This is a genomic window from Stenotrophomonas sp. NLF4-10 (genome assembly GCF_022359915.1).
GTDB classification, from domain to species: Bacteria; Pseudomonadota; Gammaproteobacteria; order Xanthomonadales; family Xanthomonadaceae; genus Stenotrophomonas; species Stenotrophomonas daejeonensis.
On sequence record NZ_JAKSEE010000002.1, the window covers coordinates 19,553 to 32,158 of the forward strand.

General features: G+C 69.2%; 12 protein-coding genes. 3 read left to right on the forward strand and 9 right to left on the reverse strand.

The window, feature by feature from the left end:
• Positions 1–123 precede the first annotated feature (123 nt).
• Together MIC98_RS00135 and MIC98_RS00140 are read right to left on the reverse strand one after the other, a co-directional pair.
• Positions 124–744, reverse strand: a complete 621-nt coding sequence (locus MIC98_RS00135) for a glutathione S-transferase (RefSeq protein WP_239734849.1) — start codon at positions 742–744, stop codon at positions 124–126.
• Between the two features lie 62 nt (positions 745–806).
• Positions 807–1,628, reverse strand: a complete 822-nt coding sequence (locus MIC98_RS00140) for an NYN domain-containing protein (RefSeq protein WP_239734850.1) — start codon at positions 1,626–1,628, stop codon at positions 807–809.
• A 133-nt stretch (positions 1,629–1,761) separates the two neighbouring features.
• On the opposite strand from MIC98_RS00140, the gene MIC98_RS00145 reads away from it, so the two are divergent.
• Positions 1,762–3,057, forward strand: coding sequence for an NAD(P)/FAD-dependent oxidoreductase (locus MIC98_RS00145; protein WP_057641501.1), 1,296 nt, complete (start codon positions 1,762–1,764; stop codon positions 3,055–3,057).
• Between the two features lie 6 nt (positions 3,058–3,063).
• On the opposite strand, the gene MIC98_RS00150 is transcribed toward MIC98_RS00145, so the two are convergent.
• From MIC98_RS00150 to rhlB, 7 genes are all read right to left on the reverse strand, one after another.
• Complete coding sequence (locus MIC98_RS00150) at positions 3,064–3,465, reverse strand: GFA family protein (RefSeq protein ID WP_239734851.1); 402 nt, start codon at positions 3,463–3,465, stop codon at positions 3,064–3,066.
• 95 nt (positions 3,466–3,560) lie between these two features.
• A complete protein-coding gene (gene rpoH / locus MIC98_RS00155) occupies positions 3,561–4,436 on the reverse strand; it encodes an RNA polymerase sigma factor RpoH (protein ID WP_057641499.1) in 876 nt (291 codons plus the stop codon).
• Positions 4,437–4,619: 183 nt separating this feature from the next.
• On the reverse strand, positions 4,620–5,357 hold the full coding sequence (gene ung / locus MIC98_RS00160) for a uracil-DNA glycosylase (protein ID WP_057641498.1): 738 nt from the start codon (positions 5,355–5,357) through the stop codon (positions 4,620–4,622).
• Positions 5,354–6,196, reverse strand: coding sequence for a response regulator (locus tag MIC98_RS00165; protein WP_239734852.1), 843 nt, complete (start codon positions 6,194–6,196; stop codon positions 5,354–5,356). The genes ung and MIC98_RS00165 overlap by 4 nt, the downstream gene beginning before the upstream one ends.
• Positions 6,197–6,203: 7 nt before the next feature.
• Positions 6,204–7,145, reverse strand: a complete 942-nt coding sequence (gene ftsX / locus MIC98_RS00170) for a permease-like cell division protein FtsX (RefSeq protein ID WP_239734853.1) — start codon at positions 7,143–7,145, stop codon at positions 6,204–6,206.
• 14 nt (positions 7,146–7,159) lie between these two features.
• Complete coding sequence (locus tag MIC98_RS00175; protein WP_057641495.1) at positions 7,160–7,846, reverse strand: ATP-binding cassette domain-containing protein; 687 nt, start codon at positions 7,844–7,846, stop codon at positions 7,160–7,162.
• A 264-nt stretch (positions 7,847–8,110) separates the two neighbouring features.
• Positions 8,111–9,790, reverse strand: coding sequence for an ATP-dependent RNA helicase RhlB (gene rhlB, locus MIC98_RS00180; protein WP_239734854.1), 1,680 nt, complete (start codon positions 9,788–9,790; stop codon positions 8,111–8,113).
• A gap of 199 nt (positions 9,791–9,989) precedes the next feature.
• Between rhlB and trxA the strand changes: the two genes are divergently transcribed.
• Together trxA and rho are read left to right on the forward strand one after the other, a co-directional pair.
• Entirely contained in the window at positions 9,990–10,319 is a 330-nt protein-coding gene (gene trxA / locus MIC98_RS00185) for a thioredoxin TrxA (protein ID WP_057641494.1), read from the forward strand.
• Between the two features lie 221 nt (positions 10,320–10,540).
• Positions 10,541–12,277 carry a transcription termination factor Rho gene (rho, locus tag MIC98_RS00190; protein WP_057641493.1) on the forward strand — a complete coding sequence of 579 codons (1,737 nt, stop codon included), beginning with the start codon at positions 10,541–10,543 and terminating at the stop codon, positions 12,275–12,277.
• The last annotated feature ends 329 nt before the right edge of the window (positions 12,278–12,606 follow it).

Sequence of the window (12,606 nt, forward strand, 5' to 3'; positions counted from 1 at the left end):
GGGGCAAGCATCGCCGGGGGCGTGGCACCGGCCTACTCGTAGATGCGGGGCTTGCCCCGCATGGGCTTCACCGGGAGCGCATCATGCGGGGCAAGCCCCGCATCCACGGCATTCCGGCAAGCCTCAGGTCAGCGGCGTCATCACGCCCTTGCGGTAAGCCGGGCGCACCTGCAGGCGCGCATACCAGCCGGCCAGGTGCGGCAGGTCCGGGCGCTGGATCGGCATCTCGAACCACGCATAGGCGAAGGCGCCCAGCGGGATGTCGCCCATCGCGAACGACTCGCCGGAAAGCCACGGTTGCCGCTCCAGCTCGGCATCGGCCAGCGCCAGCAACTCGCCGCAGCGCACCAGTGCCGCGTCGATGCGCGCGGCGTCGCGGTCGGCCGGTGCGGTGCGCACCACGCCCCAGAACAGGTCGCGGAAGGCGACGGCGAAGCTCGATATGGTCCAGTCCATCCACTTCTCGCTCTGCGCGCGCAATGCCGGGTCTTCCGGGTACAGCGTGCCCAGCGCGTAGCGCGCCGACAGGTAGCGGACGATGGCGTTGGATTCCCATACCGGCAGGCCGTGGTCCTCGATCACCGGCACCAGCCCGTTGGGGTTCATCGCCCGGTAGTCGGCGCTCTGCGTGCCGCCGAACGCGCCGCCCACCTCGATCGACTCATAAGGCAGGCCGATTTCCTCGGCGCACCACAGCACCTTGCGCACGTTGCTCGAATTGCGGCGTCCCCAGATCTTCAGCATCCCGGTTCCCGTTGTGACCGACGCAGGACCCGCACCATACGCCGGAGTGGCCGCCGTCATCGTCATGCCGCGCCCGCCTTGGCGGCCTTGGCGGCTTTCTTCGGCAACACCCGTACCTGCGTGGACTTGTCGTCCTTCTTCAACTCGAACAGGCCGATCGCCGCGAGCAGGTCGCTGAGCTTGCGGTAGCCGTAGTTGCGCGAATCGAACGAGGCACGGTTGCCGATCTGGTTGCCCACCGCACTCAATGCCGCCCAACCCTGCTCGTCGGCGGCCGCGTCCACCGCGCCGCGCAGCAGGTTGAGCAGGCGGGTGTCGCCGCGCAATTCGTTGCCCGGGCGCGGCTGGATCGGCGGTTGCGCCCCGCCCGGCGCGGCAGGCGCATCCGCGGCGGCCTCGCCATGCCCCGGCTGCCCCGCATCCGCCGCTACCCGGCCGGCATCCTCCTGCCCCAGCGCCTCCAGGTAGGTGAACTGCGAGCAGGCGTTGACGAAGGGATCGGGCGTCTTCTTCTCGCCGAAGCCGTAGACCTTCACCCCGTCGGTCAGCAGCCGCATCACCAGCGGGGTGAAATCGGCGTCGCTGGAGACGATGGCGAACCCATCGAGGTTGCGCGCGTAGAGCAGGTCCATCGCGTCGATCACCATCGCCATGTCCGAGGCGTTCTTGCCCTTGGAATAGGCGAACTGCTGGATCGGGCGGATCGCGTATTCGTGCAGCACCGCCTCCCAGCCCTTCAGCCGCGGGCTCTTCCAGTTGCCGTAGGCGCGGCGCACGTTGGCCACGCCGAAGCGCGCCACCTCGGCCAGCACCTCGTCGATCTTCGCCGCCGGCGCATTGTCGGCGTCGATCAGCAGGGCGATACGCTTTTCGGGATCGGACACGGCATTCCCTCCACGGCATTCGGCTCGGAGCCAGTATCGACCATCGGCCCGAGCATGCGCACCCCATGCGATGATGGCGGCCGGTTGTCCACGCCCTCCAACCGGCATCCGCCGGCCCCCACCGGAGTACCGCATGCCCCACGACCGCCCTCCCCGCCTGCTGGTCATCGGCGGCGGCTTCGCCGGCCTCCGGGCCACCCGCGCGCTGGCCAACGCGAAGCTGCGCATCACCCTGGTCGACCGCCGCAACCACCACCTGTTCCAGCCGCTGCTGTACCAGGTGGCCACCGCCGGCCTGTCGGCGCCGGACATCGCCGCACCATTGCGGCACATCCTCGGCCGGCAGCGCAACGTCGAGGTCAGGCTCGGCGAGGTGGATGCCATCGACAAGCACCAACGCCAGGTGCGGCTGCGCGACGGCACCACGCTGGACTACGACCTGCTGCTGGTCGCCAGCGGCGCCACCCATGCCTATTTCGGCAACGACCAATGGGCGCCGCACGCCCCCGGCCTGAAGACGCTGGACGATGCGCTGGCGCTGCGGCGCCGGCTGCTGCTGGCCTTCGAGAAGGCCGAGGCCGAACCCGACCCGGCGAAGAAGGCGGCCTGGCTCAGCTTCGCCATCGTCGGCGGCGGCCCCACCGGCGTCGAGCTGGCCGGCACCCTGGCCGAGATCGCGCGCCACACCCTGCGCAACGAGTTCCGCCACATCGATCCGGCCTCGGCGAAGGTGCGGCTGGTCGAGGCCGGGCCGCGGGTGCTGTCCAGCTTCCCGGAGGTGCTGTCGCTGAAGGCGCGCCGGCAGCTGGAGCGGCTCGGCGTGGAAGTGCATGCCGGCGCGCCGGTGACCGCCATCGACGCCGAGGGCTTCCACCTCGGCGAGCGGTTCGTCCCTGCCCGCACCGTGGTCTGGGCCGCCGGCGTGGCCGCCTCGCCGCTGGCGCGCACGCTGGACACGCCACTGGACCGCGCCGGCCGCGTGCAGGTGCAGCCGGACCTGACGCTGCCCGGCCACCCCGAGGTCTTCGTCGCCGGCGACCTGGCCGCGCTGGCGCAGGCCGACGGCCGCCCGGTGCCGGGCGTGGCGCCGGCCGCCAAGCAGATGGGCAGGTACGTGGCCGCGGTGATCCGCGCGCGGCTGCAACAGCACCCGGCGCCGCCACCGTTCCGCTATCGCGACCAGGGCAACCTGGCGACCATCGGGCGCATGGCCGCCATCGTGCACATGGGTCGGCTGAAGCTCTCCGGCCTGCTGGCCTGGTGGTTCTGGCTGGCCGCGCACGTGTTCTTCCTGATCGGCTTCCGCAACCGGCTGGTGGTGCTGCTCAACTGGGCGGTCGCCTACTGGAGCTACCAGCGCGGCGCGCGGATCATCTTCGGCGATGCCGATGGCGAACCGCACGATGGCGATCCGCCGCCGCGGGAGTGAACGACGTCAGCCGTTGCCGGAGGCGAAGCGCTCGAACACCTGCTGGCCGGTCAGCACTTCGGTGTCGTTGCTCAGTTCGTAGAACGCCGGCTTCTCGTCGATGAATATCTGGCTTTCGAGCCGGAATTCCTGCTGCTGGAACAACCCGGCCGGCAGCATGTACTCGCCGGTCGGCAACAGCCGATAGAACAGGTGGGTACCGCAGGCCGGGCAGAAGCCGCGCTCGGCCCAGTCCGAGGAACGATAGGCGCTGGGCTGCGCGCCATCGAAGCGCACATCGCTGCCGCAGTGCACCGCGAACATCGGCCCGCCCGACCAGCGCCGGCACGTCGCGCAATGGCAGAGGCCGACGTCGGCATGGTCGGAGGCCGTGACTTCAATGGCGCCGCACAGGCAGGTTCCCTTCATGGCATTCCCCTTATGGCTGGGCATCGTGCCCGGAAACGGAAAAGGCCCGGTACGACCGGGCCTTTCCAGCAGACGTGCAACACCGGCACCGCGACTCAGGCGGTGAACAGTGCCTTCATCTTCTTCAGCGCATTGGCCTCGATCTGGCGGATGCGCTCGGCGGACACACCGTATTCGTCGGCCAGCTCCTGCAGGGTGACCTTGCTGTCGGCGTCCAGCCAGCGGCGGGCGATGATGTCGCGCGAACGCTGGTCGAGGTTGGCCAGGCCCTCGCGCAGCAGCTGCAGCTGGTTGTCCTCGCTGTCGGCACGCTCGTAGGCCTGCGACGGGTCTTCGTCGTGCGCGACCAGGTAGGCGGCCGGCGCCGGCGGCGCATGGTCGTCACTCTCGTCGCTGGGCGCGTCGAAGCCGACGTCGCGGCCGGACAGGCGCGACTCCATCTCCATCACCTCACGCTCGGAGACGTTCAGGTCCTTCGCCACCGCGCTGACCTCGGCCGCGTTCATCCAGCCCAGCCGGGTCTTGGACTTGCGCAGGTTGAAGAACAGCTTGCGCTGCGCCTTGGTGGTGGCGACCTTGACGATGCGCCAGTTCTTGAGGATGAACTCGTGCATCTCGGCACGGATCCAGTGCACCGCGAAGGACACCAGGCGCACGCCCATATCCGGGTCGAAGCGCTTGACCGCCTTCATCAGGCCGATGTTGCCTTCCTGGATCAGATCGCCCAGTTGCAGGCCATAGCCGTTGTAGCCGCGGGCCACGTGCACGACGAAGCGCAGGTGCGAATGCACCAGCTCGCGCGCGGCGTCCAGGTCCTGCTCATCGCGGAAGCGGCGCGCCAGGTCCTGCTCGTCGTCCACCGACAGCACCGGGATCCGGTGCACGGCGCCGATGTAGGCATCCAGCGAGCCGAGCGCGCTGGGAACCGGAAGATTGTTTGCCACAAGGGCAGTAGAAGTATTCGGGTTCATGGGGCTCATCTTAGCAGTCCAAGCTATTGGACTGGCCGGTATAGAAAAAGTTCCAGTGTTCCGCTTTTGTCGTCAATTCCGTCAAATGGCCGGATTTTAAACACCAACAGCATCCTCGGTTTCCCGACTTCGCTACCGTATCAGAGGCGATGTTGCGGCGGCATGACCGGGATTCAAGCCGGTTCACGCTCCGGCGAGCCGGGCCTCCAGCTCCGCCCGCGGCGGCAGCCGCCAGTCGACCGGGGGCTGGCCGTGGCGCTGCAGGTAGTCGTTGGCCTGCGAGAAATGCCGGCAGCCGAAGAAACCGCGGTGCGCCGACAGCGGCGAGGGGTGCGGGGCCTTCAGCACGCGGTGGCGGCGGGTGTCGATGACCTTGCCCTTCTGCTGGGCGTAGCTGCCCCACAGCAGGAACACCAACCCTTCGCGCTCGCGGTTGAGCACGTCGACCACATGGTCGGTAAAGCCCTCCCAGCCCTTGCCCTGGTGCGCGCCGGCGCGGCCTTCCTCCACCGTCAGCACCGCGTTGAGCAGCAGCACGCCCTGCCACGCCCACGGCAGCAGGCAGCCGTGGTCCGGGCGCCGGAACGGCGGCACCACGCCGGTGTCGTCCTCCAGCTCCTTGTAGATGTTCAGCAGCGACGGCGGCACCGGCACGCCCGGCATCACCGAGAAGCACAGGCCATGCGCCTGGCCGTAGCCGTGATAGGGGTCCTGCCCCAGCACCACCACCTTGACCTGCTCGAACGGGGTGGCGTCGAACGCGGCGAAGATCTGCGGCCCCGGCGGGAACACCCGCGCGCCGGCGGCCTTGCGCTGGCGCAGGAAGGCGGCCAGTTCGCGCATTTCCGGGCGCAGCAGCCAGTCGCCGACGTGGGCCTTCCAGCTCGGTTCGAGCTGGATGTTGGGTGCCGCCCCGCTCACAGCATCACCGCCGGCTGCGACAGGCGCGCCAGCCGCAGCTGGAACAGCACCTTGGTCACCAGCAGGCGTTCCTCGATGGGCTTCTGCACCAGGTCGTTGGCGCCGGCCTGCAACAGCGCGGACTGGTTATGCGGGTTGCTGTCGCCGGTCATCACCAGCACCGGCAGGCGGCGCTTGCCGTAGCCGAAGTCGATACGCACGCGCTCGACCACGTCGCGGCCATTCAGCTCGCCCTTGAGGGTAACGTCGGTCAGCACCAGGTCGATGCGGCGCACGGTGCGACCCAGCGACTCGGCGGTGAGCAGCGAGAACGCGTCCTCGGCGGTGAGCACGTGCACCACGTGCAGGTCGTGGCGTTCGAGCATGCGCTTGGTGGCCTCGGCGACCACGCGGCTGTCCTCGACGTAGAGCACGGTGGCGCCGGGCATCGGCTCGGGCTGCACGTAGCCGCGGATGAACGCGGCCAGCGCCTCGTGGCCCAGCGCCTTGTCGAAGTAGTCGGTGACGTATTCGTTGAAGCGGCGCTGCTCCAGGTGCTGCTGGGCATCGGCGGAGACCACGATCACCGGCACGTAGGCCTGCCCGGCGGCGTCGCGCACGCTGCGCGCCAGCGCCAGGCCATCGCCGTCGGGCAGCGCCAGCGAGGTGGTGACCAGGTGCACCGGCCCGGCGGCGAGCGCTTCGCGCGCCTCCTCGATGCTGGCGCAGCCGACGACTTCCACGTCCGGCAACTCGCGTTGCAGCACGTCGGAAATCAGCTTGCGCACCAGCTTGGAGCCGTCGACCACCATCACCCGGGGGGCGTCGCTGATCAGGTGCTTGAGTTCATGCGTGGGCATGCGCGCCTCAGGTTTCGGTCGGGCGAGTCTGCCTGAGGAAGTGGCCGGTCACCAGCCACGCCCCCAGCCAACCCAGCAACACTGTGCCCAGCAGCACGAAACCCGAATGCAGGGCATCCAGCCCATGCAGCACGAACGGGCTGCCGTAGCTCCGCGACAACGCCGCCAGCGGCGCGCGCAGCGCCAGCCCGCAGGCGCCGACCAGCGCCAGCGCCAGCACGCCCGCGCCCAGCCCGTACCACGCGCCGAGGTAGACGAACGGGCGGCGGATGAAGCCGTCGCTGGCGCCCAGCAGCTGCAGCACGCCGATTTCCTCGCGCCGCGCCTGGATGTCCAAGCGCACGGTATTGCCGACCACCAGCACCGCGCCCAGCCCCAGCAGCAGCGACAGCACCTGCACCAGCCGCGCGCCGAAGCCGAGCCAGGCATCCAGCCGCTGCCGCCACAGGGCGTCGTGCTGCACCAGGTCGGCCTGCGGCAGGGCTTCCAGCGCCTTGGCGAGTGCGGCGTCGTCATCGCCGGCCGGGGTGACGATCAGCAGGCTCGGCAGCGGATTCTCGCCGAGCGCATCGATGGCTTCGCCCAGCCCCGCGCTCTGGCGCAGTTCGGCCAGGCCCTCTTCCGGGGTGCGCAGCACCACTCCGGCGACGTCGTCGCGCGCGCGCAGGCTGGCGGCCAGGTCCTGCGCGGTGGCGCCGTCGATCGCCGGTTTCAGGAACAGGCTGATGTCGCGCGACTGCTGCACGCTGCCGGTGAATACCTTGAGGTTGTCCAGCGCGATCGACAGCCCCAGCGGCAGCGCCAGCGCCAGCGCCATCACCGCCACGGTCAGCGCGGTCGCCCACGGCTTGCGCAGCGCGCGGCCGAGGCTGAACACCACGCTGTGCAGGTGGTGGGCGAACCACGCGCCCAGCCGCGACGGTGCGGCGGCTTCACCATTCCGGGGCATTGCTTCCTTCCTGCTCATTCGGCCAGGTCCTGCGGCGAGATGTCGTCGACCAACCGCCCGTGGTCGAGGATCAGCACTCGCTTGCGCATGCGCTTGAGCAGCGGCAGGTCGTGGCTGACCACCAGCACGCTGGTGCCGCGGCCGGGCAACTCGGCAAACAGGGCCATGATCTCCGCGGCCAGCGTGGGGTCGAGGTTGCCGGTGGGCTCGTCGGCGACCAGCAGCTTCGGCTCGGCGACGATGGCGCGGGCGATGCCGACGCGCTGCTGCTCGCCGGCCGACAGCTGCGTGGGCAGCGCCTTCTCGCGGTGGCCCAGGCCCATGCGTTCGAGCACCGAGCGCACACGCTTGCCGACGTCGCCGCGGCGGTCACCGCGCAGGATCAGCGGCAGCGCCACGTTCTCGCCGATGCTGCGGTCGGTCAGCAGGCGGTGGTCCTGGTGGACCGCGCCGACCTCGCGCCGATGCAGCGCCACCTTGCCGCCGCGCACCTTGAGCAGGTTGCGCTGGCCGAACAGCACCGCGCCGCGGGTCGGGCGCTCGCTCAGGTGGATCAGTTTCAGCAGCGTGCTCTTGCCGGCGCCGGAATGCCCGGTGACGAACAGCATCTCGCCCGCGCCCACCTCGAAGCTGACGTCCACCAGCGCCTGGTGGCCGCCCGCATAGTGCTTGCTGACATTGTCGAAACGCAGAACGCTCATGCGCCGATTATGCCGGAGGCGAAGGCGGCGGTGCGGCGCATCGGCGCGCGATCGGCTTCACGCGCCGGTGGCACCCGACCGTTGGTCGGGCGGCGGCGCAACATGCCGGGGATCGGTTGCGCGCGGATGGATGCGTGCCGACCAACGGTCGGCACCCACCGGGAGCCGCATCAAGAATCGACGCGGTAGTGCCGGCCGCTGGCCGACATCTGCGAGAAGGTCGGGTGATGCGAGGTTGCCGGCCAGCGGCCGGCACTGCCGCGATCAATCGCCCGCGAGCATGCGGCGGATCTTGCGGCCCAGGCGGGTCAGGAACGAATCGCTGTCGTTGCCGGACGCGCGCATCGGCTTGGCCTGCACCTGCACCGGGCTGCCGTTGGCGGTCACCTGCACGGCGGCCTCGGCACCCTCGACCGGGCGGCCGTGGCGACGACGACGACGCTTGCGCGGTGCGCGCTCGCCTTCGGCCTGCGGTTGTTGAGCGGGCTTGGCCTGCTGCAGCGGCTGCGCTGCGGCGGCATTGGCCTGCGCGCCCTCGCCTTCCACGCGCGGCTTGCGCGGGCCACGGCCGCGGCCTTCACCACTACTGCGCGCCCCGCCATCGCGGCGACGCTCGCCATGCCCGCCGCCGGAACGCCCGCCGCGACCACTGCCACCGCCACGGCGCGCCTCGTCGGCGGCCTTCTGCTCGCGCGCCTCGCGGAAGATCGCGCCGACGCTCTCGTTTTCCTCGCCCTCCGGCAGCGGCGCACGCTCCGGCCGCGGCAGCGCGACCAGCAGCTCGCTGGTGACCTGCTCGACCGGGATCTTCTGCTCGATGTAGGCCTCGATGTCCGGCAGGCCCATCGCATAGCGCTCGCAGGCGAAGCTGATCGCGTCGCCTTCCTCGCCCAGCCGCGCGGTGCGGCCGATGCGGTGCACGTAGTCCTCGGCGTCGAACGGCAGGTCGTAGTTGTAGACGTACTTGATGCCGTCGATGTGCAGGCCGCGCGCGGCCACGTCGGTGGCGACCAGGATTTCCAGCTGGCCCTTCTGGAAGCGGTTGAGCAGGCTCTCGCGCTTCTTCTGCGGCACGTCGCCGGAGAGCACGCCGACCCGGTAGCCGGCGCGCTCCAGCGCCCGCGCCACGCGCTCGACGAACACCTTGGTGTTGACGAAGATCATCGTGCGCGCGCCTTCGCTGCGCGACAGCAGGCCCAGCAGCAGCGGCAGCTTTTCCTCGTCGGCGGGGAAGTAGATGCGCTGGCGCACGCGGTCGGCGGTGATGTTGTCGGTTTCCACCACCAGCTTCTGCGGCTCGTTCATGTGCTCGTAGGCCAGCTCCAGCACGCGGTGGCTGAGGGTGGCGCTGAACAACAACGTCTGCCGGGTGGTGCGCTCGGGCATGCGCCGCAGCAGGAAGCGGATGTCCTTGATGAAGCCCAGGTCGAACATGCGGTCGGCCTCGTCCAGCACGCAGACCTCGCAGGCGTGCAGGCTGACGACCTTGTGCTGCTTGACGTAGTCGATCAGGCGGCCGGGGGTGGCGATGATCACGTCCACGCCCTGCTGCAGCAGTTCGCGCTGCTTGTCGTAGTCCACGCCGCCATAGACCAGCGCGAAGCGCAGGCCCAGGTCGGAGGCGAACTTCACCGCGTCCTTGTGGATCTGGATGGCCAGCTCGCGGGTCGGCGCCAGGATCAGCGCGCGCGGGTCTTCCGGCTTGCGGTCGGCCAGCGCCGGGCGGCTCATCAGGCGGTTGATCACCGCCACCAGGAACGCCAGCGTCTTGCCGGTGCCGGTCTGCGCCTGGCCGGCGACGTCGCCGCCGGGCAAGGCCACCGGCAGGGTCAACGCCTGGATCGGGGTACAGCGGGTGAATCCGGCTCCTTCCAGCCCGGCCAGCAGCGCCGGTTGCAGTTCGAAGGAGGAAAAAGTCACATCAGTCAGCGGTTTGTCGCTCATCGTCCAGTCTTGGTAGTGCCGGCTGGCCGGGAGCGGCCAGGCGGCTTGCATCGATACGGGCACCGTCGCACACTGCGGCCCCTGCGCCGGGTCGCGCGACGCCAAGGCGATGGCCTTCTGTCCGCGCAATGCCCCAGTTTAGCGCAATGCAGCGGCCAACCCGGCATGGGCCGTCGCATTGCCCCAGGAGACTCATCAAGTGAGTGACAAGGTTCTACACGTCGGCGATGCCGATTTCGACGCCGCCGTGCTGCAGTCCGACACCCCGGTGCTGGTGGACTTCTGGGCCGAATGGTGCGGCCCGTGCAAGATGATTTCCCCGGTGCTCGACGAGCTGGCCGACGCCTACGACGGCAAATTGAAGATCGCCAAGCTCAACGTCGACGAAAACCGCGCCACCGCGGTCAAGTACCACGTGCGCTCGATCCCGATGCTGCTGCTGTTCAAGGATGGCCAGATCCAGGCCACCCAGATCGGCGCCGTCGGCAAGGGCCAGCTGAGCCAGATGGTCGACAAGGCGCTGGCCTGACCTTCCCCGCCGGCGGCCACGGCCGCCGGCCCCGGGCCAGCCATACCGTGGCCCAACAGGCGTTTCCCGGCACCTTGCGCCGTTGCGCGCGGCGGTGTTAGTGTCGCTCGTCCGGCAGCATTCGCCTGCCGCACCCTCCGGCCGGGTTCTCGTCCGGCCCATTCCCACCAGTTCGCCGCCCGCACAGGGCGCTCGCACGTATCAGCGAGAGGAATCAACACTTGTCCGAGAACACTCCTTCCGAAACCGGGAGCACCGACGCGCCCGTCGAAAAGCGCGTGCGCAAGCCGCGCGCCGCCAAGGCCGCCGTCGAAACCAGCGACACCGCTCCCGCCGCGGCGCCGGCCCAGTCCGCGCTGCCGCTGCCGGCCACGCCGCCGGCTCCCGCCGCACCCCGTGAAGACGCGCCCGCCGCTCCGGCTGCCGCCCCGAACACCGATGCCGGCGAACGTTCGCCCGCGCCTGCCGCCGCCCAGGGCGGGCAGGACAATGGCGAGCCGCGCAACGACGGCAACAACCACCCGCGCCAAGGCCAGCAGAACCCGCAGGGCCAAGGCCAGGGCAACCGCCGCGACCGCTTCCGCAACCGCCGCGACCGCAACCGCGATCGTTTCCGCGACGACGGCCTGCCCAGCGACAACGGCAACGAGACCTTCGTGCCGCGCCCGCATCCGAACGTACCCGAAGGCTTCCCGGTCTACTCGCTCAGCGACCTGAAGCGGATGCCGGCGCACAAGCTGCTGGAAATCGCCGAGCAGCTGAGCATCCACGAGGGCGTGGCGCGCGCGCGCAAGCAGGACGTGATCTTCGCGCTGCTGAAGGTGCTGACCCGCCACGGCGAGGGCGTGGCCGCCGACGGCGTGCTGGAGATCCTGCCGGACGGCTTCGGCTTCCTGCGCGCGGCCGAGGCCAGCTACCTGGCCGGCCCGGACGACACCTACATCTCGCCCAGCCAGATCCGCCGCTTCAACCTGCGCACCGGCGACCACATCGCCGGCCGCATCCGCTTCCCCAAGGACGGCGAGCGCTACTTCGCACTGAACATCGTGGACACCATCAACGGTGAACCGATCGAAGCGTCGAAGAACAAGGTGCTGTTCGAGAACCTGACCCCGCTGTTCCCGCGCAAGCGCTTCCGCCTGGAGCGCGGCGACGGCTCCACCGAGGACATCACCGGCCGCATCCTCGATCTGATGGCGCCGCAGGGCAAGGGCCAGCGCGCGCTGATCGTCTCCCCGCCCAAGGCGGGCAAGACGATGATGATGCAGCAGATCGCCAGCGCCATCACCTACAACCACCCGGACGTGCACCTGATCGTGCTGCTGGTGGACGAGCGCCCGGAGGAAGTGACCGAGATGCAGCGCACCGTGCGCGGCGAAGTGGTCAGCTCCACCTTCGACGAACCGGCCGCGCGCCACGTGCAGGTCGCCGAAATGGTGATCGAGCGCGCCAAGCGCCTGGTCGAGCACAAGAAGGACGTGGTGATCCTGCTCGACTCGATCACCCGCCTGGCGCGCGCCTACAACAACGTGGTGCCGTCCTCGGGCAAGGTGCTGACCGGCGGCGTCGACGCCAACGCCCTGCACCGCCCGAAGCGCTTCTTCGGCGCGGCGCGCAACGTCGAGGAAGGCGGCTCGCTGACCATCATCGCCACCGCGCTGGTCGAAACCGGCAGCAAGATGGACGAGGTGATCTACGAGGAATTCAAGGGCACCGGCAACAGCGAAGTGCACCTGAACCGCCGCATCACCGAGAAGCGCGTCTACCCGGCCATCGACATCAACCGCTCCGGCACCCGCCGCGAGGACCTGCTGATCGAGCCGGAACTGCTGCAGAAGATCTGGATCCTGCGCAAACTGCTGCACCCGATGGACGAGATCGCGGCGATGGAGTTCCTGCTCGACAAGATGAAGAGCACCAAGTCCAACGACGAGTTCTTCAATTCGATGAAGCGGTAATCCATCGGAAAACGCTTGAAAAACAGGGCCTTCGGACAACCGGAGGCCCTATTCGTATCGGGGATAGTAATGCGCCGGGATTGGCGGTCTGACCACCGGGTTTGACCACCAACCTTGACCACCAGACAGCTCAAGGACCCCTTGACCGCGAGGACAGGGGATTGGGCAAGAGACATTACCTACAGCAGCTAGGCCAGTCTTGGTACATCCGTATCAAGGTACCTGCCGCGCTACGCGGCAGGGTCGGGAACACGCACATCCGACGTGCCCTGCATACCCGCGACCTTGACGAAGCGAACCGCGAAAGTGGCTGGCCCTCGCCCAAGTCC